The 26,691-nt window shown below is 61.6% G+C and carries 21 protein-coding genes; 12 read left to right on the plus strand and 9 right to left on the minus strand.

Annotated features, from left to right (window positions below; genetic code table 11):
* Positions 1 to 16 precede the first annotated feature (16 nt).
* Positions 17 to 268: a hypothetical protein gene (locus tag AB8A33_RS02830; RefSeq protein WP_439091336.1), complete on the minus strand. Its 252-nt coding sequence runs from the start codon at positions 266 to 268 to the stop codon at positions 17 to 19.
* A 305-nt stretch (positions 269 to 573) separates the two neighbouring features.
* Positions 574 to 780, minus strand: a complete 207-nt coding sequence (locus AB8A33_RS02835; protein WP_068728782.1) for a YdcH family protein — start codon at positions 778 to 780, stop codon at positions 574 to 576.
* A gap of 249 nt (positions 781 to 1,029) precedes the next feature.
* On the opposite strand from AB8A33_RS02835, the gene AB8A33_RS02840 reads away from it, so the two are divergent.
* Complete coding sequence (locus AB8A33_RS02840) at positions 1,030 to 1,215, plus strand: YdcH family protein (RefSeq protein ID WP_439091337.1); 186 nt, start codon at positions 1,030 to 1,032, stop codon at positions 1,213 to 1,215.
* A gap of 167 nt (positions 1,216 to 1,382) precedes the next feature.
* Here the strand turns inward: AB8A33_RS02840 and AB8A33_RS02845 are convergent, their stop codons facing one another.
* Positions 1,383 to 2,486, minus strand: coding sequence for an NAD(P)/FAD-dependent oxidoreductase (locus AB8A33_RS02845; protein ID WP_439091338.1), 1,104 nt, complete (start codon positions 2,484 to 2,486; stop codon positions 1,383 to 1,385).
* Between the two features lie 190 nt (positions 2,487 to 2,676).
* Here AB8A33_RS02845 and AB8A33_RS02850 point away from each other — a divergent pair, with 190 nt between their 5' ends.
* The 4 genes from AB8A33_RS02850 (at position 2,677) to AB8A33_RS02865 (ending at position 8,298) form a co-directional block, all read left to right on the plus strand.
* The gene (locus tag AB8A33_RS02850; protein ID WP_439091339.1) at positions 2,677 to 5,343 is read left to right on the plus strand and encodes a sensor domain-containing protein; all 2,667 of its coding nucleotides are present in this window, start codon (positions 2,677 to 2,679) and stop codon (positions 5,341 to 5,343) included.
* Between the two features lie 65 nt (positions 5,344 to 5,408).
* On the plus strand, positions 5,409 to 6,575 hold the full coding sequence (locus AB8A33_RS02855) for an ABC transporter ATP-binding protein (RefSeq protein WP_439091340.1): 1,167 nt from the start codon (positions 5,409 to 5,411) through the stop codon (positions 6,573 to 6,575).
* Positions 6,572 to 7,483, plus strand: coding sequence for an ABC transporter permease (locus tag AB8A33_RS02860; RefSeq protein WP_439091341.1), 912 nt, complete (start codon positions 6,572 to 6,574; stop codon positions 7,481 to 7,483). The genes AB8A33_RS02855 and AB8A33_RS02860 overlap by 4 nt, the downstream gene beginning before the upstream one ends.
* Positions 7,483 to 8,298: an ABC transporter permease gene (locus AB8A33_RS02865; protein WP_439091342.1), complete on the plus strand. Its 816-nt coding sequence runs from the start codon at positions 7,483 to 7,485 to the stop codon at positions 8,296 to 8,298. Before AB8A33_RS02860 ends, AB8A33_RS02865 begins: the two co-directional genes overlap by 1 nt.
* Before the next feature lie 9 nt (positions 8,299 to 8,307).
* Here AB8A33_RS02865 and AB8A33_RS02870 read toward each other — a convergent pair whose 3' ends face one another.
* Positions 8,308 to 10,236 carry an AsmA family protein gene (locus AB8A33_RS02870; protein ID WP_439091343.1) on the minus strand — a complete coding sequence of 643 codons (1,929 nt, stop codon included), beginning with the start codon at positions 10,234 to 10,236 and terminating at the stop codon, positions 8,308 to 8,310.
* Positions 10,237 to 10,499: 263 nt separating this feature from the next.
* Between AB8A33_RS02870 and AB8A33_RS02875 the strand changes: the two genes are divergently transcribed.
* From AB8A33_RS02875 to AB8A33_RS02885, 3 genes are all read left to right on the plus strand, one after another.
* Positions 10,500 to 11,204 (plus strand): CoA transferase subunit A, encoded by a 705-nt coding sequence (locus tag AB8A33_RS02875; RefSeq protein WP_068728766.1) that lies wholly within the window; start codon positions 10,500 to 10,502, stop codon positions 11,202 to 11,204.
* 28 nt (positions 11,205 to 11,232) lie between these two features.
* Positions 11,233 to 11,883 (plus strand): 3-oxoacid CoA-transferase subunit B, encoded by a 651-nt coding sequence (locus tag AB8A33_RS02880; RefSeq protein WP_068728764.1) that lies wholly within the window; start codon positions 11,233 to 11,235, stop codon positions 11,881 to 11,883.
* Between the two features lie 145 nt (positions 11,884 to 12,028).
* Positions 12,029 to 13,093: an AI-2E family transporter gene (locus AB8A33_RS02885; protein ID WP_439091344.1), complete on the plus strand. Its 1,065-nt coding sequence runs from the start codon at positions 12,029 to 12,031 to the stop codon at positions 13,091 to 13,093.
* Positions 13,094 to 13,098: 5 nt separating this feature from the next.
* Here the strand turns inward: AB8A33_RS02885 and AB8A33_RS02890 are convergent, their stop codons facing one another.
* The 3 genes from AB8A33_RS02890 to AB8A33_RS02900 form a co-directional block, all read right to left on the minus strand.
* Positions 13,099 to 14,772, minus strand: a complete 1,674-nt coding sequence (locus AB8A33_RS02890; RefSeq protein ID WP_439091345.1) for an ABC transporter permease — start codon at positions 14,770 to 14,772, stop codon at positions 13,099 to 13,101.
* Positions 14,773 to 14,959: 187 nt separating this feature from the next.
* Positions 14,960 to 15,976, minus strand: coding sequence for a Fe(3+) ABC transporter substrate-binding protein (locus AB8A33_RS02895; RefSeq protein ID WP_439091346.1), 1,017 nt, complete (start codon positions 15,974 to 15,976; stop codon positions 14,960 to 14,962).
* Positions 15,977 to 16,139: 163 nt separating this feature from the next.
* The gene (locus AB8A33_RS02900; protein ID WP_439091347.1) at positions 16,140 to 18,368 is read right to left on the minus strand and encodes a TonB-dependent receptor; all 2,229 of its coding nucleotides are present in this window, start codon (positions 18,366 to 18,368) and stop codon (positions 16,140 to 16,142) included.
* 450 nt (positions 18,369 to 18,818) lie between these two features.
* Between AB8A33_RS02900 and AB8A33_RS02905 the strand changes: the two genes are divergently transcribed.
* Entirely contained in the window at positions 18,819 to 19,484 is a 666-nt protein-coding gene (locus AB8A33_RS02905) for a response regulator transcription factor (RefSeq protein WP_439088593.1), read from the plus strand.
* Entirely contained in the window at positions 19,481 to 20,815 is a 1,335-nt protein-coding gene (locus AB8A33_RS02910; protein WP_439091348.1) for an ATP-binding protein, read from the plus strand. The genes AB8A33_RS02905 and AB8A33_RS02910 overlap by 4 nt, the downstream gene beginning before the upstream one ends.
* Positions 20,816 to 20,820: 5 nt before the next feature.
* Here the strand turns inward: AB8A33_RS02910 and AB8A33_RS02915 are convergent, their stop codons facing one another.
* On the minus strand, positions 20,821 to 21,531 hold the full coding sequence (locus AB8A33_RS02915; protein ID WP_439091349.1) for a Crp/Fnr family transcriptional regulator: 711 nt from the start codon (positions 21,529 to 21,531) through the stop codon (positions 20,821 to 20,823).
* 153 nt (positions 21,532 to 21,684) lie between these two features.
* Here AB8A33_RS02915 and AB8A33_RS02920 point away from each other — a divergent pair, with 153 nt between their 5' ends.
* Both AB8A33_RS02920 and AB8A33_RS02925 read left to right on the plus strand, forming a co-directional pair.
* Positions 21,685 to 22,125, plus strand: a complete 441-nt coding sequence (locus AB8A33_RS02920; protein WP_439091350.1) for a pseudoazurin — start codon at positions 21,685 to 21,687, stop codon at positions 22,123 to 22,125.
* Positions 22,126 to 22,149: 24 nt separating this feature from the next.
* The gene (locus AB8A33_RS02925) at positions 22,150 to 23,358 is read left to right on the plus strand and encodes an NnrS family protein (RefSeq protein WP_439091351.1); all 1,209 of its coding nucleotides are present in this window, start codon (positions 22,150 to 22,152) and stop codon (positions 23,356 to 23,358) included.
* A 15-nt stretch (positions 23,359 to 23,373) separates the two neighbouring features.
* Here AB8A33_RS02925 and AB8A33_RS02930 read toward each other — a convergent pair whose 3' ends face one another.
* Positions 23,374 to 26,634, minus strand: a complete 3,261-nt coding sequence (locus tag AB8A33_RS02930) for a PAS domain-containing protein (RefSeq protein WP_439091352.1) — start codon at positions 26,632 to 26,634, stop codon at positions 23,374 to 23,376.
* Positions 26,635 to 26,691 lie beyond the last annotated feature (57 nt).

Below are 26,691 nucleotides of genomic sequence, written 5' to 3' on the forward strand. Positions count from 1 at the left end.
GTCGCCGTTGGCGCCTTTACAACGCGCTGAGGTCGCTTGGCACTTCGCCAAAGGCTTGGATCACCTGGGCGTCGCCGAACTCGCCGATCATCGGATCGCCGGTACGACTGAAGGCCAGTGCGCCGATCGAGCCCGGCGCACGGGACAAGAGTTCGGCGCGGCGGATGGCGCCGGATGCGCTCTGACATTCTTCGGCGGCACCAGCTGCCAGCGAACCGGAGTCGTCCTGCAAGAAGGGCAGTGCGACGTAATAGGTGATGTCAGCCATGGGCGTGCTCGCGAGTCGATTGATCCCGACAAATTTGTTCTTATTTTGTTCTTTTGTCAAGTTCGACACTCTAATGAGCGATCTTCCCGTCGCGGGTCTTAATCCGCCGAAGCCGGCTCGCGCTGCTACAGTGTCAGGCCGCCCAGCGTAAGCGTCATCGCGATCGGTTCGCAGCCCATCCAGGTAAAGACGTTAGTGAATGATCAATCAACAGTGACGCAAAGAAAGTCGATCCATTGATCGTCACGCGTCGGGTTGCGGTCATGGCCGCTCGTAAGCTCACGGCCACAGCGTGACGTGTTGTCTCAGGCAATAATGTCCGGGGTGATCTGATCTTCGATGAAGGAGATGCGGTCTTTCAGCTGAAGCTTCCTCTTCTTCAACCGTTGCAGCCGCAAAAGATCGGGTGCCGGTGAATGCTGCAAGGCATCGATAGCGGCGTCGAGGTCGCGATGTTCCTGCTGCAATCGGGCGAGTTCTAACGGGAGTTCGCGATCTTCGTCGTCGTTCATGTTTCTAGCTGACTGGATTCGCAAATCATTTGCGAGGGATTTCTAGAATAACTATCGTCGGTGCAGGCGCACCACGCAAGCCGTCCGGTTCCAGGTTTTTGCGGCGCAATCAGGTCACGATTCGTTTCAGACGATACCTGAAACTCAAAATACACTTTTCAATACCCATCGACAGATGTCCACTGTCATGTAGAATTCATCGTCCAACCGAACGTATCCTGAGGTTTAATCCTACCGAGGAGTTTTCGAATGGCACTACAGGCGCATCTCGTCGAACTGGAACGTAAGCACAAAGTTCTCGAAAGCGAATTGCACGAAGCGCTCGTGCACCTGTCTACCGACGATCTCCGCATCGTCGAACTCAAGCGTCGAAAACTGATGGTCAGGGACGAAATCCAGCGTCTCAAAAACGGCGCTTGCGACACGGTGCACTAACCAACAGCTGCACTGATCAGCGAACGATAAATCACAGCATCGACATCGCCGTTTACGTCACTGCTTTCGCGTAGGTGCGATGGCGTTGCTCCGATCCCGCGACAGGTTTGCGACGAAGCTCCAGTTATTCGGTTGGCCTGGATCGCTTCGCCTGCAACCTTTCGCGTTCAATGTCCCGTCATATCAGCCACGTAGTCCGCAATGGCCAGGGATGATGTCAGCCCCGGTGACTCGATGCCGAACAGGTTGATGAGGCCCGGCACGCCATGGGTCTGGGCACCCTGGATCATGAAGTCCTGCACCGCGACTGCGGGCGGCACGATCTTTGGCCGCATTCCGGAATAGCTTGGCATCAATGCGCCGTCCGGCAGATCCGGCCAGTAGCGCCTGATGGCTGGATAGAACCTCTCTCCGCGTGCCGGATCGACTGTGTAGTCGATGTGATCCACCCACTCGACGTCAGGGCCGAAACGCGCCTGGCCGGCCAGATCGAGCGTCAGATGCACGCCGAGGCCGCCCGGTTCCGGCACGGGATAGATCAGCCGCGAGAACGGTGCTTTCGCATTGCAGCTGAAGTAGCAGCCTTTCGCCAGATAAGCGGGCGGTATCAGGTCGAGTGGCATGCCGTCGAGCATGCGTGCGATCGCGGTTGCGGACAGGCCTGCGGAATTGATCAGCATGTCGCAGGCCAGCGTCATCGGAGCCTCGCCGCCGACATCCAGTTCGAAACCGTTGGCGGTGACGCGGCCACGTTCCAGCGGCGCGAGGAATGCGAAGGCCGCGCCGGCGGCTTCGGCTTCACCGCGCAGCGACAACATGTAGCTGTGGCTGTCGACGATGCCGGTGGAGGGGGACAACAGCGCGGCTTCGCAAGCCAGTGCCGGCTCGAGCGCCCGGGCCTGTGTCCCGGATAATTGCTTGAGGTCAGCGACGCCATTGGCTTCGGCATGCGCTTTGATCGACGCCAGTTTGGCGATCTCCTCCGGACGTGTGGCGACGATCAGTTTCCCGGAGTTGCGATGTGGGATGCCGCGGTCCTGGCAATAATCATAGAGAGCCTGTTTTCCAGAGACGCAGAGCCGCGCCATCAGGCTTCCGGCCGGATAATAGATGCCGGCATGAATGACCTCGCTGTTGCGCGACGAGGTCACGGTACCAATCGCATCCGCGGCCTCCAGCACGATGACCTCGCGTCCCGCTTCCGCCAGTCGCCGGGCGATCGCAAGACCCACGACGCCGGCGCCCACCACCACGCATTCAACCTTGTCCATGTCGCGTCCGATAGTTTGCTGCGCCGGTCATCTGCGGTTCGATCTTGCGCATGTGGCGCATTAGTAAAACATTAAGCATCACAGCTAATTACCACCAAATTTCGCCGCATTCTGCAGGTGCGACGATACGCATTTACCTGATCCACATACCTGTAACCAAACACTCACGCTGCGAATACGCGGGTGTGTAATGACTGGCAAGATCGGGCGATCAGACAGCAAGGCGGCAGTGTCCGTCATCGCGGTCGCGTGCCTTCTCGGCAGCATTACCGGAGCCCACGCAGAATCCCCGGCGGTTCATTATATCAGTGAACTCGACCCGCAAATGATCTGGCAGATCCTCATCGGTGGATTTGTCGCACTGGCATTTCTCGCGGCCATCGTGCTGTGGGTCGCCTCGGCGCTGCGCAATGTGCGTCGCGAGCAGCAGCGTCGCAATGCGTTTGTCGGTTCTGCCCTCAATCATCTCGGCCAAGGCATCGTGATGCTCGACGACCAGAAGCGGGTCGTGTTTTGCAACGATCGCTATCTTGAAATCTACGATCTGACGCGCGCCGACATCACCAAGGATATTACCGGTCCGGGACTGCGTGAGTTACGCCGCCAGCGTGGCAAGCTCGATCTGGCCACCCAGAGCTTCTACGAACAGACTGTTTCCGCCGGCGAGTACATTGCCGAAATGCCCGGTGGGCAATCCGTTCACGTCAAGTTCAGCCGGCTTCCCAATGGCGGCGCCATCGGCATTCATGAGGACTGCACCGAGCAGCGTTTCCTGCAGCGCGAGCTTGCGACCACCAAGCAGTTCCTCGAATCTGTCCTTGATCACGTCCCGATCTGCGTCGCGGCCAAGACCATTGATGATGGCCGCTATATCTTCGCCAACCGGGCTTTCGAAACCTTCTCTCGGCTTTCGCGCGATCAGATCGTCGGCAAGCGACCGGATCAGATATTCTCCCCACAGTCTGCGAAAGCGATTGCCGAGGCCGATGCCCTGGCAGTGGAAACACGCAGTCAGTGTCGCAGCGAGTTCAATGTGGAGGTCGGTTCAGACGTCCGCACGCTGGATAGCAATCGCGTGATTGCCTTTAACGAGCACAATGAGCCGGCATTCCTGATTGCGCTGTTCGAGGACGTGACCGACCGCAAGTCGCTATCCAAGGAACTGGAGAACGCCAAGAAATTCCTTGAGACCGTACTCGACAACATTCCTGTGTCGCTGATGGTGCAGCAGATCAGCACCGGTCGTTATCTGTTCGCCAACCGCGGCGCAGAGGTCATTCTCGGTCGCAAACGCGAAGACGCTATCGGTCTGACCGTTCCCGAAATGCTTCGCCCGGAAGAAGCGAAGCTGATCGTCAGCCGGGATCAGGCTGCGATCAGGGGCCGAACACCGATTGCGGAAGAGCATCCGATCAGCACGCGCGACGGATTGCGGCTGTTCCTGACCCGCCGGGTCACCGTCCTCGACGAAGCAGGCGAACCGCAATATCTGATCAAGACCCATGAGGACGTCACCGATCGCCGCCAAACCGAGGCGCGGATGGCGCATATGGCCTATCACGACGGCCTCACCGATCTGCCGAACCGTCCGGCCTTCTTGCAGGCCCTGTCGCAGATGATTGATGCCTGCAGCGAGACCTCCGAGGAATTCGCGGTGCTGTCGATCGATCTCGACGGCCTGAAGGAGGTCAACGATGTCTTCGGCCATGCCATCGGTGACAAGCTGCTGATCGAAGTGTCGCGTCGTGTCGATGCAGCCGTGGGCGGTGGCGTTGTGGCGCGGCTTGGCGGTGACGAGTTCGGCGTGATCATCGACGGTGCGCAACCCGCAGCCGGGCTATTGATCGCAGAGCGGATCTCCGCGGCCCTCGCAGAGGAATTCCCGATTGAGGGCAAGTCGGTGCGTACAGGCGTCACCACGGGCATCTCGCTCTTCCCGCGTGATGGCAGCGACGCTGCTTCCCTGCTTGCGAATTCCGGTGCCGCACTGTTCCGTGCCAAGTCGCAGTCGCGCGGTTCGATCAGCATCTTCGAGCCGCAAATGGACCAGCAACTGCGCGATCGCCGCGTGCTGCATCAGGACCTTTCGGCCGCGATCCGCAATGGCGAATTGTCGCTGCACTACCAGCCCCAGGCACGCGCCGGCCAGACCGTCGTCGATGCCGACATTACGGGCTTCGAGGCGCTGGCGCGGTGGATTCATCCGACGCGCGGCTTCGTGCCGCCCGGCGACTTCATCCCGCTGGCGGAGGAGAGTGGCCTGATTGTCGAGATGGGCGAGTGGATCCTGCGGCAGGCCTGCCTCGAGGCTGCCTCCTGGCCGGTACCGCTGCAGATCGCGGTCAACCTCTCGCCCGCGCAGTTCATGCACGGCGATCTCGTCGGTCTCGTGCATTCGATCCTGCTCGAAACCGGCCTACAGCCCGGCCGGCTTGAGCTGGAAATCACAGAGGGCGTGCTGATCGAGGATTTCGACCGCGGCGTCGCGTTGCTGCGGCGGTTGAAGGCGCTCGGTGTACGCATCTCGATGGACGACTTCGGCTCCGGCTATTCCTCGCTGACCTATCTGCAGGCATTCCCGTTCGACAAGATCAAGATCGACCGCGCTTTCGTGATCAATCTGGGGCTCAATCCGCAGTCCGCCGCCATCGTGCGCGCAGTCATCGGGCTTGGTCATGGCCTCGATGTCGCGATCGTTGCGGAAGGCGTCGAGACCCACGAGCAACTCTGTTTCCTCGCCAGCGAAGGCTGCGACGGCGTACAAGGCTACTTCATCGGGCGTCCTGCCCCGATTGCGCAGTATGCTGCGCTGGTTGGACGGATTGCCGCGACATCCGTCGCTCGTAAGGCTGGTTGAGCGACAGACCGTTGTGATGCGCTGATGCTGTTGAGCCCGCGGCGTTCCGCGGCTAGCTTGCGGTTATGACGAATCTCACTGCGACAGTCGCGGATCCGGCGGCCAGCGATGCGCCGGTCATCGCCTATCCCACGCCCTTGCTGCGGATTGACGGCGTCACCAAAAGGTTCGACGCGCATAGCGCAGTGGACAATCTCTCTTTGGACATCAAGGCCGGTGAATTCTTCGCGCTGCTCGGCCCGAGCGGCTGTGGCAAGACCACGTTACTGCGCATGCTGGCCGGTTTTGAAGCGCCGGACACAGGCAAGATCGAGTTGAACGGTGAGGATATCGCCGCGGTATTGCCGCATCAGCGGCCCGTCAACATGATGTTCCAGAACTACGCACTGTTTCCGCATCTCAATGTGCGCGACAATATCGGCTTCGGTCTCAAGAGCGCTGGCTTGACGCGTCTCGGCATCGATACGCGGGTTGCCGAGATGGTGGCGCTGGTCAAGCTCCAGGGACTGGAGAAACGCCGGCCGGATCAATTGTCGGGCGGCCAGAAACAGCGCGTGGCGCTCGCCCGGGCGCTGGCGCGGCATCCGCAATTGTTGCTGCTCGATGAGCCGCTGGCAGCTCTCGACAAGAAACTGCGCGAGGAAACCCAGGTCGAATTGATGGCGCTGCAGCGCCAGCTCGGGACCACCTTCGTGATCGTCACTCACGATCAGGAGGAGGCGATGACCATGGCGGACCGGATTGGCGTCATGAATGGTGGCCGCCTGCAGCAGGTGGCGACACCGCGACAGCTTTATGAGGCGCCTGCATCGCGCTGGATCGCGGAGTTCGTCGGCGACATCAACATCATTGAGGGCGGTATCACGCACCGTGACGGTCATCGCCTGACCATTGCAGGCCGCGATGTAGGAACCCTGTTTGCGATCGAGCCGCGCCAGCCCGTCGGCGATGCCGTCATCTGCGTTGCGATCCGCCCGGAGAAGATCCGGCTGTCGCGTCGCGGGCCGGCGACGGGCCTCGTCAATAGCGGCACCATGAACAGCCTTGAGGGGGTTATTTCCGACGTCGGCTATCTCGGCGGTCGCTCGCTCTACAAGGTGAAGCTCGACCGTGGAGCCACATTGCGAGTGGCCCTCGCCAACACGGCGCGGCTCGACGTCGATGCCTATTCGATAGGGGAGCACGTCGCGGCATGGTTTGCTCCCGATGATTGTGTGGTGCTGGCTCAATGAGCGCCCGCCGCATCTTCACGGTGCCGGCGCGGCGCGCTGCCATCCCGCCTTATGTCTGGATGGTGCTGTTCTTTCTGGTGCCATTCGGCTTCGTGCTGAAGATCAGCCTGTCGCAGACAGCGATTGCGCAGCCGCCTTATCTGCCGGTGTTCGGTCTGTCCGAAGGAATGGCCGGGCTGAAGGCGTCGTTTACCGCCCTGTCACTGGATAATTTCCGGCTGCTCGTTTCGGATAATCTCTATCTCGCATCCTATCTGCGCAGCGTCCTCGTCGCCGTCGTATCGACCTTGATCCTGCTCGCGGTCGGTTACCCCATCGCCTATGGCATGGCGCGTCTGCCACGGCGCTGGCAGGGCATCGCGATGATGCTGGTGATCGTGCCGTTCTGGACCTCGTTCCTGATCCGCATCTATGCCTGGATCAACATCCTGCAGCATGACGGCTTGCTCAATAAGGTCCTTCTTGCGCTGCATGTCGTATCGACGCCAGTCGTGTGGCTGTCCACCGACAGTGCAATGTATCTCGGCATCGTCTATTCCTATTTGCCTTTCATGATCCTGCCGCTCTATGCCACGCTGGCGAAGCAGGACCCGTCGCTGATCGAGGCCGCGGCCGATCTCGGCGTCTCGCGCATCGACGCCTTCTGGCTGGTGACAGTTCCCTTGTCCCTGCGCGGCGTCGGTGCCGGTGCGTTGCTGTGCTTCATCCCGATCATGGGCGAATTCGTCATTCCCGATCTGCTCGCCGGATCGAATTTACTGATGATCGGCCAGACACTGTGGCTCGAGTTCTTCACCAACAAGGATTGGCCGGTCGCCTCTGCCACCGCCATTGTGTTGCTCGGGCTGCTGTTGATCCCGTTACTGGTCTATGACCGGCTGCAGCGCCGGCAGCTGGAGGCGCGCTGATGGCCGTACATCCCCTCCGCCTGTCGCGCTTTAACGTCACGTCGCTGGTGCTTGGCCTGGCGTTTCTCTATCTGCCGATCCTCATTCTGGTCATCTATTCGTTTAACGCCTCGCGGCTGGTGACGGTATGGGGCGGCTGGTCGACGCGCTGGTACACCGAATTCTTCAACGACCGTGCGATGCTCGATGCTGCCTGGATGAGCCTTCGCGTGGGTGTCGTGTCAGCGACGCTGGCAACGCTTCTCGGCACATTGGCAGCTATTGCGTTGACGCGTGGCGCGGGATTTCGCGGCCGCACGCTGATGTCCGGGATGCTCTACGCGCCGCTGGTGATGCCCGAGGTGATCACCGGCCTGTCATTGCTGCTGCTGTTCGTGGCGCTTGATGCCGGGCGCGGCTTTGTCACGGTGACCATCGCCCACACCACACTCACCATGTGCTTTGTCGCCGTCGTGGTGCAATCGCGCCTAGCGGGGATTGATCGCAGCCTCGAGGAAGCGGCGATGGATCTTGGCCGTGATCCGCTCCGCGCATTTACAGCCGTTACGTTGCCGCTGATCTGGCCGGCCATTGCCGCCGGCTGGATGCTGGCCTTCACGCTGTCGCTCGACGATCTCGTCATCGCGAGTTTTACGACCGGGCCGGGTTCGGCGACGCTACCGATCCGGATCTATTCGGAAGTGCGCCTCGGCGTGAAACCGGAGATCAACGCCATCTGCACGCTGATCGTCGGTTTCATAGCCGTCGTGATCGTGTTGGCATCGCTGGTGTCGAAACTGTCGAGCTCCCGGGGCGAAAGTGCCGCGCCGTTGTAAGGCAAAAAGCTAGTTCGCCTTTGGTGCTGCATCCGCAGGTGCTGCCGCCGCAGGCGCATCGGCGGGCTTTTCCGGCTCTGCTACCGGCGCCTGTTTGGGCAGACCCGTAAAGCGCTCGATCACCGAGCGTACGGCGTCGCGGGTCTTGCGATCCTTCACGGCATCCAGCAAAGGCGCCGCTCCCGGCGATCGGCGGATCAGGCTTTCCGGATCGGGAAAGATCAGCGGATCGTCCCACGGGCCCTGAATCACGAAGGGCAGTTCGAAGCCGCCGGTGCCGTTGGTTGCCGGATTGAGGCTGGCAATACCCTTGAAATCATATTCACGCGAAGGCACCGACGCGGTACCGGTCAGCGTCAGTTTCGCAGCGGGACCATCGATCCGGATATCCTGCGCGGTGGCGATGCCGTCGTTGAATTTCACGGACATGTTGAGCGTGTTGAACGGCGTCGAACCCGAGCGGAAATTGCCAGCGCCGGATAGCGGACGTCGCTCCAGCCGCTTCAGCAACTGTTCGACGTTGAAGCCACTGATGGCGCCGTCATGACCGGTCAGGGTCGCTGTGCCGTCGAGTGATTGCGCCAGACCGAAGGGCGATGAGCCCGAGGCCTCCAGCATCATGCTGAGATTGCCGCGGCCGGTGAGCTTGTTGACGCCGAACAGATCGCTGGCACAGGCCTGCAGATCGACATCGCTGAACTGGAATTGGGCCTTCACATCGGCCACGGCGTCGGAATGGGCGATGTTGAACGAACCGCGGACGATGCCTCCATACATCTGCGCTTCACCCACCGACAGCGCCAGTGTGCCGCCGCGCAGATTGGCGCCGAGCGCGGTGCGGCCGAGCACTGAAGAGCCGACAGTGACCTTGGCGGCCGACAGGCGCATGTCGAGATCGGTGGTGGACAGCGCGTTTAAGTCGAACAGCTGCCGATTCCAGTCACGCGCCCCGGAGGCCAGAAGTCGCACCGTCGAAACATAGGGCGTGAAGTCGAGCGCACCGGCAGCCAGCGTCGCCTGTAGCGTCTGGCGGCCGGTGTTGCTGTAGGTCATGACGCCCTCGGCACTGTTGCCGTCGAGTTCGACATTGACGTTGGTGAGTGCAATCGATGGGCCCACCAGGCTGGCACGCGCCTTCAGGGCAAAGCGGCCGAAACCGCCGGAGCCGGGCGGCGCCTGGCCGACCCAGCGCAGCGCATTGCGCAGCGAAATGCTGTCAGCGGTCAGCGTGCCCTCCATGACCAGGCTGGCCTTGTTGGCAACGGTGCCATCGAATGCCAGCTTGATCGGCGCACCGGCGATGCGGGCCTTCACGCCGGAGCGTTCGCCGGACAGCGCCGCAATGAAGTCGCTGACGCTGAGGCTGCCGTCGATGCGCTCGCCGCGCCAGTCGAACTGACCGGTTGCCGCGAATGAGCGTGAGATCGATGGCCAGGCCAGTGAGAGGTCGATGTCGCCGAGACGCTCGGTGTTGTGCGGATCCTGATAATGCAGCACGCCGTCCTGGATCCGGATTTCGGAGAACGACAGCGGTTGCTCGGCGCCCGGCTTCATGGTGCGGGCGATGGACTCGATGAATGGTGTCCAGTTGCTGTCGCCGGAAGCTTCCCGGACCACACGGATGCGCGGCCGCAGCATCATCATGTCGGCGATCTCGAAGCGCTGCAGCAGCAGTGGCAACAGCCGCAGATTGGCGGTGAGCACATCGACGGTCAGGGCCGGATCGATCGAGCCGCCGCCCTTCAGGCCGACATCGTGAAACGACACATAGCTGCCCGGAAAGACCGACACATCCACGGCGCCGTTGACGACGAAGTCCAGCCCGGTCACAGCGCGGATCTGTGCCTCCACGGCATGGCGCAGCGCGTCGCGGTTGAGCAACCACGACATGGCGAACAGCCCGATCAGCGCGACGCCCAGGAGCGCCGCAATCGGCATCCCCAGGCGTCTTATTCCTTGGGCACTCGTCAATGAACTATCCGGGTTGGTGGTGGTCACATACAGCGGGCGGCATCCGTGTGCGCCCACGTCCAAGGTCCTCAACTTGAAGGGTTTTCTTGACGCTTTCAAGGCCATAGCGGGGGTGATGGGGTCGCAGTCCCCCGCGATTGACCTGCCGCGGAGTTTCCGCCTAATAATCCACGACATAGCCGCCCGCGCCCGCTGGGTTCTCAGCGCATTCCTGCATCAGGTCGATTCCCATGAACAAGGTCTACCCCGACGCCAAATCGGCACTCGACGGCATTCTCAAGGACGGCATGATGATCATGTCCGGCGGCTTCGGCCTCTGCGGCATTGCCGAGGACCTGTCGGACGCATTGCGCGATTCCGGGGTCAAGGACCTCACCGTGGTGTCCAATAACGCCGGCGTCGACGGCATCGGCCTGTCTCGCCTGCTGGAAACCCGCCAGATCAAGAAGATGATCTCGTCCTATGTCGGCGAGAACAAGCTGTTCGCCCAGCAGTATCTGGCCGGTGAACTGGAACTCGAATTCTCCCCGCAGGGCACCTTGGCCGAGCGCATCCGCGCCGGCGGCGCCGGCATCCCCGGTTTTTACACCAAGACCGGCGTGGGCACGCTGATCTCGGAAGGCAAGCCGACCATGGAATTCAATGGTGAGACCTACATGCTCGAGCGTGGTCTGTTCGCTGACATTGCGATCGTGCACGCCTGGAAGGGCGATACCGCCGGCAACCTCGTCTATCGCAAGACCGCCCGGAACTTTAACCCGATGATGGCGACCGCCGCCAAGATCACCATTGCCGAAGTCGAGCATCTGGTGCCGGCCGGCGAGATCGACCCGGATCACATCCACACCCCCGGCATTTTTGTGAAGCGCATTGTCGAGGTCGGTACCGGCAAGAAGCGGATCGAAAAAGTCACTTCGCGTCAGCGTCCCGCGTAACCGCCAAAAGCAAAAACAGGAGAGAACGATGGCCTGGACCCGTGATCAAATGGCAGCGCGCGCGGCTAAAGAACTGCGCGACGGATATTACGTCAATCTCGGCATCGGTATTCCGACGCTGGTGTCAAACTACATTCCTGAGGGGGTGGACGTTCAGCTGCAGAGCGAGAACGGCATGCTCGGCATGGGCCCGTTCCCCTATGAGGGCGACGAAGATCCCGACCTCATCAATGCCGGCAAGCAGACCGTCACCGAACTGCCGGAGACCAGCTATTTCTCGTCGGCGGATTCGTTCGGCATGGTCCGTGGCGGCCATATCGACCTGTCGATCCTCGGCGCTATGCAGGTTGCCCAGAATGGCGATCTCGCCAACTGGATGATCCCCGGCAAGATGGTAAAGGGCATGGGCGGCGCGATGGATCTCGTCGCCGGCGTCAAGCGCGTCGTCGTCGTGATGGAGCATTCGGCCAAGGACGGCGCCAAGTTGCTGAAGAGCTGCAATCTGCCGCTCACCGGTGAGCGCGTCGTCGACATGGTCGTCACCGATCTCGCGGTCTTCACCATCGACAAGCACGGCAATGACGGCATGGCCCTGATCGAACTCGCCGATGGCGTGACGCTCGATGAGGTGAAGGCCAATACCGAAGCTGAATTCCGGGTCGCGCTGACCAATACCTGAACGATTGCGTGCTCCGAACGTTGACATGATGCCCGGCCCCGTGCCGGGCATTCGTGTTAGTATCTGCCTTCTCATCTCTTTAGGTGAGCATGATCTTTCGGAAAACCGGTTTCCAATTTTCCGGGTCATGCTCTAGGAAGCCGACATGCGCGCCAGTCTCGAAGACCGTTTCTTCCTGCTTCTGATCGTCGTGGTCACGTTGGCCTTCGGCTGGATCATGAGCTCGTTCTACAGCGCGATCCTGTGGGGCGTCGTCATCGCGATCATGTTCGCGCCGATGCATCGGCGGCTGGAGCGCCGGATTCCAAAGCATCCAAATTCGGCCGCCTTGCTCACCGTGGGGTTGATCGTGCTGATCGTGATCCTGCCGCTGACACTGGTTGGCGCATCGCTGGCGCAGGAAGCGGCCGTCGTTGTCGGAAAGATGAAATCTGGCCAATTCAATCTCGGCACGTTTCTGCAGCAGATACTCGATGCCGTCCCGCAATGGGCGAAGGGACTGCTGGATCGCTTCGGCGTCGCCAATCTCGGCGGCATGCAGGACAAGCTGACTGAGGGCCTCGTCAAAGGCAGTCAGTACTTTGCATCGCAGGCGCTGAACATCGGTCAGAGCACGTTCGACTTCATCATCAATCTCGGCATCATGCTCTATCTGCTGTTCTTCCTGTTCAAGGATGGCGAGGCGCTGTCGCAGCGTGTGAAGAATGCCATTCCGCTGCGGCCGGAGCTGCGTGACGATCTGATGGAGAAGTTCACGGTGGTGATCCGCGCCACGGTGAAGGGCGGCATTCTGGTGGCGCTGGCACAGGGCGCGCTCGGTGGGTTGATCTTCTGGATCCTTGGCATCAATGCCGCGTTGTTGTGGGCCGTGCTGATGGCGTTCCTGTCGCTGTTGCCGGCGGTGGGTGCTGGCCTCGTTTGGATGCCGGTCGCGCTCTATCTGCTGGCTACGGGCTCGGTCGTTCAGGGCGTGATCCTGATCGCCTATGGATTTCTCGTCATTGGTTTGGTCGACAACATCCTGCGCCCGATGCTGGTCGGCAAGGACACCAAGCTGCCGGATTATCTGGTGCTGATCGCGACGCTCGGCGGCATCGATGCGCTGGGCCTCAATGGCTTTGTCGTCGGTCCCGTCATTGCAGCGATGTTCGTGGCGGCCTGGGCGATCTTTGCGGAGTCACGTAAAAGCGGTCAGGTCCCGATCGCGTAAGCGCGTTACACCGGCCCCTGCGGCACATCTGCAAAGCGTGTCAGCCAGACCACCGGCCCGATGCTCGCAGCGACGATCAGCAGGGCGGCGAGAGCGCCTTCTTCAAAGCTGCCACGGCTCGCATATTGATAGATCGAAGTCGCGAGCGTTTCGACATTGAGCGGTCGCAGTAACAGCGTTGCAGGCAATTCCTTCAGGCAATCCACGAAGACGACGATGACGGCGCCGAACAATGCCGGACGCAATAGCGGCAGTTGAATCACGCGCAGTGTGGTGATTGCCGGTGCGCCGGCAGCGCGGGCGCTGTCGTCGTAATCGACGGGGATGTGCTCGAAGCCGGCCTTGATGAAGCCGGTCGGCACCGCCAGGAACCGGATCACATAGGCGATCACCACGGCGGCGCCAGAGCCAACCATGACAAGCCCGGGCGATGCGAGACTGAGCCATCCGGCGAGCTTGCTGAATCCATTGTCGATGAACAGCACCGGCGTCAGCAGACCCAGCGCCAGCACCGTTCCGGGCAGCGCATAGCCGGTCTGGGCGACAGCGACCGACAGGTTGGTCAGCCGCGAAGCACGCCAGCGCTGAGCGACGATCACCACGAGCCCGAGAAGTAGCGCGGCTCCCGTGGCAATTGCAGCAAGCGCAATGGTGTGGCCGGCATCGCGCCAAACCGTCGTTTCCATCGATAGCAGACCGCGGCGCAGGCTTTCGCGCAGCAGATAGAGCAAGGGCACGGCGAAGCCGAGCAGGGCAGGGAGGAGACAGGCGGTGAAAGCGAGCCATCCGCGTAGGCCTGTCAAAGGCGTGCGCGGTGCCAGTCGCGGATTCTCCGAAGAGAACTCTACGCTGCCTTCGCGGCGGCCGAAGCGCTCGATGGCGATCAGTACCCCGACGATGGCGAGCATGAACAATGACAGCTGCGCAGCACCTGCAAGGCTGCCGCGGTTGAGCCAGGTCGTGAAAACCGAGACGGTGAGTGTACGAATGCCCAGATATTCGCTGGCACCGATATCGTTCAGTGTTTCCAGCGATACCAGTGCGAGGCCCACAGCGAGGGCGGGGCGCGCCATCGGTAGAGACACACGGCGGAACGTCGTCCAGCGACCTGCACCGAGTATCTTCGCGGCTTCAGCAAAATCGGCGCTGCGATGCTGGAACATCGCGCGGGCAGAGAGATAGACGTAAGGATACAGCACGATGCCGATCACGAAGATGGCGCCCGGCAACGAACGCAGGCTTGGCAGCCACCGGATTGCGCCGGGTAATGACATTGCCGTTGCCAATGCGCGATGGACGAGGCCCAGTGGCTCGAACAGGTCCACATAGACGTAAGCGGCGAGATAGGTCGGAATCGCCAGCGGCAGCGGCAAGAGCCAGAGCATGAGCGTGCGGCCGGGGAAATCATGCGCCGAGACCAGCCATGCGGTGCCGGCGCCGACCGTGAGCGTGACGACACCGACGCCGATCAGGAGGGCTGCGGTGTCGCGCAGCGCCTGCGGCAACACATAGGCGATCAGATGCTGCCAAAGCTCAGGCTCCGGCTGCAGCGCCAGTAGCGCGATGCTGATGACAGGCGCAGCGACAAGGAGCGCGGTGGCAACTGCGACAAGAATCGCGAGCGCTTCGGTGCGGGAAGGCCTCACGGGCGTGCATGCCCGCGTGGGCACTCTCCACATGTCATCCCCGCGAAGGCGGGGATCCATACCCCCAGGAGAAGTAAGTCAGAAATTGCCGTAGCCACAGCGCCCTACCGAGAGTTCGGTGCGTATGGGTCCCCGCCCCGTGTGCGCTGCAGGCACACAGGGCAGGGATAACATACTGATAGGCTGTGCATCATCGCAGCCTACGGAGCAATAGCCGGGCTCAATTATCAAACCCGACCTTGTCCACCAGCGTCGACGCGGCTTTGCGGTTGGCGGCAATCTTGGCGATGGGCATCGGATCGGCATTGAGCTTACCGTAGCCCGCGATCGTCGGGTTCACAGCGATGCCGGCGCGCACGGGATATTCATAGTTGGCGTCGGCATAGACCTGCTGGGCATGCTCGCCGGCGAGCCATTCGATCAGCTTCATGGCATTGGCCTTGTTCGGCGCGTGTTTGGCCAGCAGCACGCCGGACAGGTTCACATGAGTGCCGCCGCCTTCGAAGGTCGGCAGGATCACCTTGGTGGCTTCGGCCCATGGCTTCTTGTCGGGATCGGCATTCATCATCAGCGCCCAGTAATAGGTGTTGCCGACGCCGAGATCGCATTTGCCGGCCGCGACGTCGCGCGCGGTCTCGCGGTCGCCGCCCGATGGCTTCTGCGCCAGATTAGCCTTCACGCCGCGCAGCCATTCTTCGGCCTTGGCCTCACCGTGCTTGGCGACATAGGCGGCGAACAGGCCGTTATTGTAGATGTGCTGGCCGGAGCGAATGCAGATCTTGCCCTTCCACTTCGGATCGGCAAGCTCTTCATAAGTGATGGCGTCCTGCTTGACGCGATCCTTCGACGCATAGATCACGCGGGCGCGCATAGAGATGCCGGCCCAGTGGCCGTCGGGATCGCGATATTGCGCCGGCACGATCTTCTCGATCACCTCGGATTTCATCGGCTGCGTCACGCCCGCCTGCACGGCTTCATCGATCCGGCCGATATCCACGGTGAGCAGGACGTCCGCCGGGCTGTTGGCGCCTTCGGCCTTCATGCGCTGCTCGAGGCCGGACGAGGCCGAGATCACATTGACCTTTACGCCCGTGTCCTTGGTGAAAGCTTCGAAGATCGGCTGCACCAGCTTGGTCTCGCGATAGGTATAGACATTGACTTCTTCGGCAGCCTGCAGCGCAGAAGCACCGAGGGCGGCGAAGACAACGGCGGTGGCAAGGGCGTGATTCTTGATCATGAAATGGCTCCGGCAGGGGGCAATGGCGGTGGCAGATGAGTAGCGCAGGACGTGTCCGAATGTCAGTGACGGAACGTCACGTGGATAAAGGTTAGAGTGATTCCAAATACAGAAGTGGGTCGCAGATAAGCATAGGCTTACCTGCGGCCCGCGATGAGAGATCTTAGAAGTTAGCCGTGACCGATGCTCGGAACGCGCGCGGCGAGCCAGGCGTGATGTTGTTGGCCGCATCGGCGGTGGCGTAGTAGCTGGTATCGAACAGGTTCTCGATGTTCAGCTGAGCACGCCACGTCTTGTCGAGCCGGAAGTAGACTGCGGCATCGACGCGGGTGAAGGCTTTCAGCTTCACAGTATCATCCGACGCGGCGAAGAAGTCGTCGTAATGGATGACGCCAAGGCCGGCACCCCACATCTCGTTGAACTGATATTTGTTCCACATGGTGAAGGTGTTGAGTGGCACCAGGCCGACGCGGTTGCCCGGGACGATCGTGGCGGAGCTGGCATCGACGATGCGCGCATCGGTGTAGGCGTAGCCGCCGGTGACCTGCCACTGGTCGGTGACATAACCTGTCATGCTGAGTTCGGCACCCTTGGTGTTGGTCTTGCCGAAGGCGACGACCTGGCCGCCCACGATGAACCTCTGGTTCTCTCGGTCGAGATCGTAGACGGCTGCGGACGCCTGCAGCCGTGGGGTGATGTCCCACTTCACGCCGACTTCGTTGTTGATGAACTTCTCCGGCACGGTGACGGCGAGCGATGGCGTCAGCGAGCTGAACTGGTCGCCGGCGCTTGGCAGATACGAAATGCTGTAGCTGCCATAGACCGAGACGTTGTCGACCGGCTTGATAATTACGCCGGCGCGCGGCGAGACAAGGTTGTCGACACGGCTATCGAGGGTGCCGCCAGGATTGAGGTTCTGCGAGGTGAGGTCGAAACGATCGTAACGAACGCCGCCGATGAACTGCAGGTAGCGGCTGACTTCGATCTGGTCCTGAACATAGACCGATGCAACGTCGAGTGTCGCGTAGGCGTTATTATCAGTGGCGTTGTTGTGGATGAATGACCACGGCGCAAAAGTCGTCGGGCTAGACGCGAGAACCGGCAAGGTCGCGCTGCCGCCGATCAGACCGGTATTGCGGAGGCTGTAGGTATTCTGCCGTCCGAACTCGGTGCCAAACACGATCGTGTGCAGAATGGGTCCGGTATTGGTCTTGTAGGTCCAGTCGGTCTGATTGAAGAGGTTTTCGCGCTGGGCCAGGTTGTTGTAGGCCGAAATCGATGCGAGTCCTCCGTTCACAAACCCTGTCGTGGTCGGGAAGACGTTCTGGTAGAACTTGTCGTAATTGGCGTAGCGCGACGAATTCTTGACCGAGAGTCCGTTGTTGAAATCATGGTCAATTACCGCGTTCGCGATATGGACTTCCTGCTTCGAATAACTCTGGTCCGGATTGCCGAAGAAGGTCGAGGCATTGGTCGCGAATGGCACTGTCGGACGTGCGTTCGTGGGCGGGGTAAGAATACCCGTACCCTGCGCCGGGATGCCGCGGTCTGCGGTGCGGTCGTCATGCAGATATTCGTAGCTGAGCTTGACCTTGGTATCCTCGCCGCGGATCGTTACGGTCGGGTTGATGCCGTAGCGCTCGAGATGGCCGTAGTCGCGATAGGTTCCGGAATTCTCGTACATTGCGTTGATACGCGCTGCGACATTCTCGTTCACGGCGCCGCCGGTATCGATCGTCACGCGCTTGTTGTCGAACGATCCGCCCTGAACAGTTACCTCGCGGATCGAAACACCATCGGCTTCCTTCTGCACGCGATTGATGACGCCGCCGCCGCCGCCGCGGCCGAAGATCATGGCATTCGGCCCCTTCAGGACCTCGATGCGCTGGGTGTTATAGAGATCGCGGAAATACTGCACGTCGTCGCGGATGCCGTCGATGAAGAAGTCGGCATTGGTGCGCTGGCCACGAATCACCACGTCGTCGCGGTTGCCTTCGCCCTGATGCGGAACGACGCCCGGCACATAGCGAACGGCTTCGCCAATGCTGCGGAAATCCTGATCCCGGATGAATTCCTTCGTCAGCACCGTGACGGATTGCGGCACGTTGAGGAGCGCGGTGTTGGTTTTGGTGCCGCTCGAAATGTTCTGGGTGATGTAGCCGACCTGGCCAGACTGTGCGTCCTGCGGGTTGACGCTGAGTGGCTCGCGAACCGGCTGCGGCGCAACGGGGCGCGTCCGGGCGACGCGGCCGGATGTGGCGCGCTGCGGCTGGGCGCGGCGGACGCGGGGGGCGCTGGGAGCGTCGACCTGCACCGGTGGCAATGTCGATGCGCCGGAATTTGCGTTCTGCGCGATTGCCGGCTCAGCGATGCAAAATCCTGTCGCGATCATTGCTGCCGCGCTCGTCGAAATCAGAAAAGCCTTGCGCGCCGCCGTGCCGCGCCCCCCGATAGAAGTCCTGGAAGTCATTACTGCCCCTGAAATATTCTCCGCTCATGCAAATGCCGGCGGTCCTTGTGCTTCCCCGGAAACACTTGGACACATCTGCAATTCGGAGTATTAGGCGCGAATTAGATGGCGTTTAGAATAAATCGAACTTCGGGGGATATGCCCAAGGTGTGTGATCCGTGCACCAATGGCCGTCGAGATAATTTGTAATCGTTCTAAACGAGGAGCGGCGGCTAGCCTGCGCCACACGATTGGTCACTGGACAAGCGCTGCAATGCGCGTAAGCGCCGCAGTCACCGACACCTGGGATAAGGGAATATCGGGATGCCTCTGATGTTGTCTGTCATGTCGAGGACTGGCTTTCCGAATTTCCCGCAGGCACGAGATTGAATGATGCGCGTTCTACTGATCGAAGACGATGCCATGTTCGGCAAGGCGCTGGTGCGCGGCCTGAGCGAGAATGGCATGAGTGTCGACTGGGCGCGCAATGGCCGCGATGGCTTCGCCGCAATGGACCGGTCGGAATATGCGGTCGCACTGATCGATATCGGTCTTCCCAAGATGTCAGGCCTCGACGTGCTCAAGGCGAAGCGGCAGGCAGGCATGACGACGCCGGCCCTTATCATCACCGCGCGGGATGGCGTATCCGACATGGTGGCGGGCCTCGATCTTGGCGCAGACGATTACATCGTCAAGCCGTTTGAATTGCCGGTACTGCTCGCGCGAATCCGCGCAGTCACGCGCCGCGCCAATGGTCGCGTGGTATCGCTCATGACGTCCGCGGAGATTACGCTGGATCCATCGACGCAGGTGGCGACGTTCCGCGATATCAAGCATCTGCTGTCGGTGCGCGAATTTGCGGTCCTACAGGCTTTGATGGAACGCCCCGGGCAAATCCTGTCGCGTAGCCAGATCGAGAGCCGGATCTACGGCTGGGGCGAAGAGGTCCAGAGCAACGCGGTTGATGTGCTGATTCACGGGCTGCGCAAGAAATTTGACAAGGACATCGTCCGCAATGTCCGCGGTGCGGGCTGGATGGTCACCAAGGAGGGCGCATGACGTCGTTGCGAAAGACCGTGATGACTTACGTCACGGGGCTGCTCATCTTCGTCGGCGTTGCTGCGGCCATCACGTCCTATTATTTCGTCAAGTACGAGGTGAACAGCTTCCAGGATAACGCTCTGCATGAGGTCGCACTCACGGCGGGTATGGTGTTCCGCCATGATATTGAGCCCCGCATCGATGCCGAACTGGAAGACCAGCTGGTGATCCAGATCTGGGATCAGTCGAAACAGCCCATTCATCGTTCAGGCCCTTCGGTCGATATCCCGTTTCAGTCGGAACTCGGCTATGCCGACGTGACCGCGGGTGGAGAGCGCTGGCGCGTGTTCAGGTCGCGTGACGCGACGCATGCGATCCAGGTCGCGCAGCGCTGGAGTGCGCGCGAGGAAGTTGCCGCCTATGCGGCTGCGGGTGCGGCGGTGCCGTTGATTGTTGCCATTCCGATTGCGTGGCTGATGATCTGGTGGGCCGTGAAGCGTGTGTTGTCCGGGCTTGGAATATTGTCGGCCGATATTGGCCAGCGCAGCGCCGATGCGAAGGGCGCCCTCAGCCTGACAGGTGTTCCGGTCGAAGTCGCTCCGCTCGTGACAGCCATGAATTCCCTGATCGAGCGACATCAGACCGCGCTGGAGACCCAGCGTCGTTTCGTGTCCGATGCGGCACACGAATTGCGGACTCCGCTCGCGGCCCTGCAGATCCAGATCGATAATCTGCGATCGCGTGAACTCAATGCGTCTGAACGTGAGATCGCGCAGGACCTGCTCGACGGGATTCGAAGGGCCTCCTATTCGGTCAACCAGTTGATGACCATGGTTCGCGCCGATGCCGGCATCGAAAGCGAAGCCGAAGTCGTCGATGCGGAGGCCTTCGTGCGGCTGGTGGTGTCCGGTTTCGTCTCCATCGCCGAGGCAAAGGGCGTCTCAGTCGCGATCGCACCGGGGACGCGTGATGAATTGAATGTCCGTGCTGCCGATCTCCGGCTGATCGTCTCGAACCTGCTCGACAATGCGGTGCGTTACACGCGCGCCGGCGGCGCGGTCAGCATCAAGGCTGCACGCCGGGGTAGGGATTTCGTCATCGAGGTGATCGACAGCGGATGCGGAATACCGGAATCCGCCGTGCCGTATCTCTACGACCGCTTCTTCCGTGCGGCGCCGATGGATATCGATGGCACCGGGCTCGGATTGGCGATTGCCCGGACGGCGGCGGATCGTAACGGCTTCGGTCTCGATATCGCAAACCGCGGCGATGCTCAGGGCGTGAGAGCGGTTGTTTCGATTCCGCTCGGCGGTGTGCCGGACGAGGTCAGGCAGTCCGAAGCCGCTTAGACGAGTTATGTATCTTCGTCGCCGGGCACGGCATCGGCGAGCGCGCGTAACATCTCTGGCTCGCGCAGCACGATGCGCTGCCGGCTGCTTTCGATCAGCCCGCGCTGTTCCCAGGTGCTGAGCGTGCGGCTCACGGTGAAGACCGTGGCGCCGGTCATTTCAGCGATATCCTGACGGCTTAACTGGAAATCGATCTCGATGCCTTGCGCGGTCTTGCGGCCTGATTGGTTGACCAGCCGCAGCAGAGCGTGGGCGACGCGCTGCTCGACCTGCTGGGTCGACATCTCCACCACACGCGTATGGGCTTCCTGCAGTCGGCTGCCGACGGTCTTGAGCGTATTGGCGGCGAGGGCGGGATAGTCGGCAACCAGCCGCGTCCAGATCGTGGTGGGCCACACCAGAACCACGCTGTCATCGACGGCCGTTGCGGTCGCCGGATAAGTAGTCAGCCCCATCGCCTGACCGATCCCGAAGATCTCGCCGGTCGCGACATAGCGCACGATCACCTGTTCGCCGGCGGGCGTCATCTTGGTCGCGCGGATATGGCCATGGAGCAGCAGATAGAACGAATGGACGTCCTCGCCCTGCTCGAAAATCACCTTGTTCTTCGGGACGCGGATCGCATGCGCCTCGCGCAGGATCGCGTCGCAGGCTGCGGTGTCGAGACTCTCGAACAGCGGCAGATGCGCGACCATGGAGCTGTCGACCGCCGACATGTGTTCTCCGTCAAATTCCCGTTCCGGACACTTCTAGACCGTGATTGCGGGCGTCGATCAAGCGGAAGTTTGCGCTGGCGCAATGTCGCTGCCCGGCCATGCGCCTAATTTGGCGCATCCGGCTGAAATGACCGGAGTTTACGGAGAAATACGATGCGCAAGGCTCTTATGCTTGCAACCGCCGTCCTTTTCGCTCTGACAGGCGCCGCTGGCGCTGCGGAGGTCGAGGTCAAAATGCTCAACAAGGGCGCCGACGGGACCGGAATGGTGTTCGAACCTGCGCTGGTCAATGTGCAGCCCGGCGATACCGTGAAATTCGTATCGACCGACAAGGGGCACAGCGTTGAATCGGTGAAAGGCATGTTGCCGACCGACTCGATGCCTTTCGTCGGCAAGATGGGCCAGGATCTCGTAGTGACTTTCGACAAGCCTGGCGTCTACGGCGTGAAATGCGCGCCGCATTACGGCATGGGCATGGTGGGACTGGTGGTGGTCGGCCCGCCAACCAATGAAGCCGAAGCCAAGGCGGTGACCCATCCCGGCAAGGCCAAGACAGTGTTCGCAGCGCTGTTCGAGAAAGTGGCCGCGAAGTAACACGCCCCAAACGGGAGAGTAACGATGACGCTTCTTCGTGTTCGCTCCATCGCCGATTGGCCCTTGCTCTCGGCCGGCTTTCGCCCCTTTTTCCTGCTTGGGGCGTGTTATGCTGGCTTGGGAATTCTGATCTGGATGCCGGCCTTTCATGGCCGGCTGGCGCTGGCCACCGGTTTTGCGCCGCGCGACTGGCACATTCACGAGATGCTGTTCGGCTTCATGTCGGCCGTCGTCACCGGCTTTCTGTTCACGGCCATTCCGAACTGGACCGGTCGACTGCCGATCCGCGGTCTACCATTGCTCGGGCTGGTCGTCCTCTGGATCGCCGGACGGATTTGCCTGATGTTTTCGGCCTATACCGGCTGGCTCACGGCGATGCTGGTCGATGTGAGTTTCCTGACGCTGGTCGCTGCCGCTGCAACCCGCGAGATCGCGGCGGGCCGCAACTGGCGCAATCTGCCAGTGGTCGGCATCGTCGCCTTCCTGCTGGTCGGCAACATCGCCTTTCATGTTGAAGCTCATCTTGCTGGCGTCGCAGACATCAGCATCCGGATCGGCGTCGCGGTCGTGGTGTTGCTGATCTCGCTGATCGGCGGCCGGATCATTCCGAGCTTCACCCGCAACTGGCTGGTGCGCGAGAATCCCGGTCGGCTGCCAGTGCCGTTCGCACGTTTCGATATGGTTGTCATTGCCGTCAGCGCCGCCGCGCTGGTGCTGTGGATTGCGCGGCCCTTTGGCGCACTAACGGGAGTGGTTCTCGCGCTGGTCGGCTTGCTGCACATCATGCGTCTCGCGCGTTGGGCCGGCGATCGCACGTCGCGCGAGGGCCTGCTGCTGATCCTGCATATTGGTTACGCTTTCGTGCCGCTGGGTTTCCTGCTGAATGCCGCAGCGGCAGCAGGATGGGTCGCGTCGAGCGCCGGCCTGCATGCATGGATGGCAGGCGGGGCAGGCGTCATGACGCTGGCTGTCATGAGCCGGGCAACACTGGGCCATACCGGCCAGGCACTGCATGCCTCACGCACGACGCTGATGATCTATGCTGCCATCATCGTGGCGGCACTGGCGCGGATCGGCGCCGTGATCGAGCCGGCTTACAGCCCGCCGCTGCTCCATGTTGCAGCACTGACGTGGGTCGTGGCCTTTATCGGCTTCGCCGTCTCATTCGGCCCACTGCTGATCGGCTATCGCAAGCCGCGCCGTTCCGACGCGGCGATGGCGCTCAGTCGCTAAATCGGAGAAGGCCACTCAGGCCTTCACCGCCGCATTCGAGAATGCCACCTCGATCAGCGTGCCCGAGCTTGGCGCGGTCTTGATCTGGAAGCGCGCGTTGTTGGCTTCGACCAGCGCCTTGGTCAGCGACAGGCTGACACCCGAGCTCTCCGAAGAATCCGCCGGCGTCGAACTCCGGAACGGCTCCATCGCGGCGGCGAGTTCGTTGTCGTTGAGGCCGTGACCGGTGTCGCGGACGCGCAGGACGATCTCACCGAAGTCCGACAATGCGGTGGAGACGATCACCTGACCGCCGGCATTGGCGAGATGGATCGAATTGCCGATCAGATTGAGCGTGATCTGCCGCAGCGCACGGGCATCGGCAACGACGGTCGGCAGCAGATGCGCCAGTGAGGTGCGGATGATGATGCGGCCGCGATTGGCCTGCGGCTGCATCACCGCTACGCATTGCTCCACCATCTCGTTGAGGTTCTGCGTGGTGAAAGCGAGGTCGATCTTGCCGGTCTCGATGCGTGACAGATCGAGCAGATCGTTGACGATCGCGATGACACGTTCACCCGAGGCGCGAATGTCTTTCATGTATTCGACATAGCGCTCGTTGCCGAGCGGGCCGAAGCGCTGGTCGACCATCACTTCCGCAAAGCCGATGATGGCATTCAGTGGTGTACGGACTTCATGGCTGATCCGCGCCAGCACATCGGCCTTGGCCGTTGCCGCACGATCGGCCTGGCGGCGTGCATTCAGCAGTTCAGTTTCGGTCTTCTTCGTCTGCGTCAGGTCGCGGAACACGGCAAAGAAGTTCGGTCCATCCGTGCGCGTGCGGCCGATGGTCATCGACAACGACACGAGGCCGCCGGCGCGCACCTGGCCCAGGGCCTCACGGCCATGATCCATCAGGCTGGACACGCCGGATTCCTTGACGCTTGCGAGATAGTCTTGCACCACACGGCGGCTTTCTGCAGCGAACAGGTCGGTCAGATTCCGCTGCGTCAGTAGTTCGCCGCTATAGCCGAACAGCGTCTCGGCGCTGTGGTTGCAGGAATTGATATTGCCTTCGGCGTCGAACATGATGACGCCTTCGGCCGTGGTATCGAGGATCGTGGCCAGATCTTCGGCATCGATATGGCCGGCGGGCAATGGCGCGTCCGCAACGGGCGCAGCGATCGTAACAGGGGCGGCGACAGGCTCTGCCTTGGGCGGAGAGAAAATCAGCGCATGCGCCGGCTCGTTGTCCCATGAAATCGTGTACAGGCGGGCTTCGGCGGGCACTGTGTTGCCGGACTGGTCACCGCCCGAAATCGTGACGGCGGTGCCGTCATCGGAGGTGCTGGCCGCAGAGGAGACATCAGCTCCGACATAGAGCGCATCGAGGCCACCCGCTTCTTCCAGTGCGTTCAGGCTCGGATAGTTCATCCGGGCGAGGAAGGCGGGATTGGCGAACAGCAGGCGATCGAGGCGATAGATCAGGACGCCGACCGGCATCAGGTCGAGCAGTACCTTGTCGCGCATCATCTCGCCGCGCGGTGCTGCCGGTGGCGTTGTCAGCCAGGCAGCCTGTGACGCCGTCTCAGTTGGCTGAGACAAGGTCTGGGCAGCCGTCGGTGCATCGTCCGTCTCGCCGTCCGCTTCGGGTGTGTTCGTGCTCGTGATCAGTCCCGTTTCCGACTCAAGCCGCGCCGACAATTGCCGCGCAAGCTCGTTGAAGGCGCTGTTCTCGACAGGCGTCAGTGCCGGCGATCTGGGATCGCCTGGTCGAAATGGCACGACGTTCTCGGGTGGTTGCACGGTGCTGTCCGGTGTGGTTGGCGGTGGTGTCTGTTCTGGTATCGGGTTGGTGGTGAGGGCAATCGGTTCATCGAGACTGTCGCCGACAGGGCCGGCCTGTGCGACATCGGCGGATAACGGTCGAGGCGGTGGATCGCCGATGTGGTCATGTCGACGTTGCTCGGCGAGCCGCGTCATTCCATCGAGGTCGCGGCAAACACCGAAACCGCGATAGCCGGTGAAATTGCGCTCGCGATCGAACAGCGGTAGGCCAGAGAGTTCGACAGGCAGGCGGCCACCGCCATCCACCGGCCAGAGCAGTGTGATGCCACTCCATGTCTGCTGCGTGGCCATCGCCTCGACGACGTGGCTGTCGGAATCGAGATTGAATTCGGCTGTGAGATCGTTCCACTTGCGGCCAAAGCCTGCCGCTGTGCGCGGGCCGATCAGGTGGATGAACTCGTCAGAGTTCAGTGTGAAACGCTTCTCCGCGTCGATCTGCCATACGAAACGGAGCGGTGTCGTGCGCGGTTCGATTTCTGGCAGCGCAACGGACGCAGGTTGGTCGGCAACGGCTTCGACGGCGGGCGACTGCGCATCAGTCTCAGCCGGTGCGCCGGCATGTGCGATGGTTTCAGCGATCACCTCTTCGAGATGTACGTCGCGATCGATCTCGGTTTTTTCCGGCTCGATCGGAGCGTCGATGTCGATGGCGTTTTCGCTCGAGTCTTTTGCCCCGGGGGCCTGATCGAATTCGACAAACAGATCGCTCGGCTCCGCAAGGGCGCTCTGCGGTTCAACGCTGGCCTCCGGTTCTGCTGGAGCCTCGAGTTCTTCTTCGCTCGGTGCCGGATGCACAGCGCCCGGCGCAATCAGCGCCACCAGTCCGACATCGGCGCCACTGCCCACGCGCTGCAGTACCATGCGGCCAAAACCGATAGGCGTTTCAATACGGCCGTCCTTCAGCGCGCCGTCGCGCGCATGATCGAGGCCGGCATCGGAGAGATTGCGAAAGCCGAGCAGCGCCCGAGCCATTTCGTTGGCGCCGACGAACAGGCCGTCGCGTGCAAAAGCGGCGATCGGAGTGTCGATTCCCTCGACGAGATTTTGCAGCCGTTCGACCAGCGGCATGCCGCGGCCACCGAGCGGCTCCGCTGCGACAACGAGAATGCCGTGGCCGCCATCGGGAAATTCAAGCTGCGAGCAGGCGCAGGTCATCAGGCTGCCCAGCGCCGCGCCGAAGCCGCGCAGGCGCTCCAGTCGCATCGTTCCACTGGCCGGCAGCCGTGAGCCGAGCTGGGCTATCTGACGGCGATAGGTATCGGCGGGCCCGAAAGTCCTGGCAAACAGGTCCGCTGCATTACGGGCGCCGAACAGTCGCGCGCCGACCGGATTGGCCCACAGCACACGGGTGCCGTCGCGTGACCACAGCCAGACCGGCTGGTTGCTGGTGGCGTGTACGGCCAGCCGTGCATCGCCAACGCCCCGCAACTGAAAATCCGCATTGTTCATCGGCACTTCATGACTGACTCGTTGGGCGTCCGTCCGGTATCCGCGTCACAGATTGCG

Origin of the sequence: Tardiphaga sp. 813_E8_N1_3, from assembly GCF_051811025.1 — a bacterium.
Classification (GTDB): domain Bacteria; phylum Pseudomonadota; class Alphaproteobacteria; order Rhizobiales; family Xanthobacteraceae; genus Tardiphaga.

Coding starts and splice junctions, on each gene's coding strand:
- AB8A33_RS02830 (WP_439091336.1), bottom strand. CDS start 268: ATGGCTGACATCACCTATTACGTCGCACTGCCCTTCTTGCAGGACGAC.
- AB8A33_RS02835 (WP_068728782.1), bottom strand. CDS start 780: ATGAACGACGACGAAGATCGCGAACTCCCGTTAGAACTCGCCCGATTG.
- AB8A33_RS02840 (WP_439091337.1), top strand. CDS start 1,030: ATGGCACTACAGGCGCATCTCGTCGAACTGGAACGTAAGCACAAAGTT.
- AB8A33_RS02845 (WP_439091338.1), bottom strand. CDS start 2,486: ATGGACAAGGTTGAATGCGTGGTGGTGGGCGCCGGCGTCGTGGGTCTT.
- AB8A33_RS02850 (WP_439091339.1), top strand. CDS start 2,677: ATGACTGGCAAGATCGGGCGATCAGACAGCAAGGCGGCAGTGTCCGTC.
- AB8A33_RS02855 (WP_439091340.1), top strand. CDS start 5,409: ATGACGAATCTCACTGCGACAGTCGCGGATCCGGCGGCCAGCGATGCG.
- AB8A33_RS02860 (WP_439091341.1), top strand. CDS start 6,572: ATGAGCGCCCGCCGCATCTTCACGGTGCCGGCGCGGCGCGCTGCCATC.
- AB8A33_RS02865 (WP_439091342.1), top strand. CDS start 7,483: ATGGCCGTACATCCCCTCCGCCTGTCGCGCTTTAACGTCACGTCGCTG.
- AB8A33_RS02870 (WP_439091343.1), bottom strand. CDS start 10,236: ATGCCGATTGCGGCGCTCCTGGGCGTCGCGCTGATCGGGCTGTTCGCC.
- AB8A33_RS02875 (WP_068728766.1), top strand. CDS start 10,500: ATGAACAAGGTCTACCCCGACGCCAAATCGGCACTCGACGGCATTCTC.
- AB8A33_RS02880 (WP_068728764.1), top strand. CDS start 11,233: ATGGCCTGGACCCGTGATCAAATGGCAGCGCGCGCGGCTAAAGAACTG.
- AB8A33_RS02885 (WP_439091344.1), top strand. CDS start 12,029: ATGCGCGCCAGTCTCGAAGACCGTTTCTTCCTGCTTCTGATCGTCGTG.
- AB8A33_RS02890 (WP_439091345.1), bottom strand. CDS start 14,772: ATGTGGAGAGTGCCCACGCGGGCATGCACGCCCGTGAGGCCTTCCCGC.
- AB8A33_RS02895 (WP_439091346.1), bottom strand. CDS start 15,976: ATGATCAAGAATCACGCCCTTGCCACCGCCGTTGTCTTCGCCGCCCTC.
- AB8A33_RS02900 (WP_439091347.1), bottom strand. CDS start 18,368: ATGATCGCGACAGGATTTTGCATCGCTGAGCCGGCAATCGCGCAGAAC.
- AB8A33_RS02905 (WP_439088593.1), top strand. CDS start 18,819: ATGCGCGTTCTACTGATCGAAGACGATGCCATGTTCGGCAAGGCGCTG.
- AB8A33_RS02910 (WP_439091348.1), top strand. CDS start 19,481: ATGACGTCGTTGCGAAAGACCGTGATGACTTACGTCACGGGGCTGCTC.
- AB8A33_RS02915 (WP_439091349.1), bottom strand. CDS start 21,531: ATGTCGGCGGTCGACAGCTCCATGGTCGCGCATCTGCCGCTGTTCGAG.
- AB8A33_RS02920 (WP_439091350.1), top strand. CDS start 21,685: ATGCGCAAGGCTCTTATGCTTGCAACCGCCGTCCTTTTCGCTCTGACA.
- AB8A33_RS02925 (WP_439091351.1), top strand. CDS start 22,150: ATGACGCTTCTTCGTGTTCGCTCCATCGCCGATTGGCCCTTGCTCTCG.
- AB8A33_RS02930 (WP_439091352.1), bottom strand. CDS start 26,634: ATGAACAATGCGGATTTTCAGTTGCGGGGCGTTGGCGATGCACGGCTG.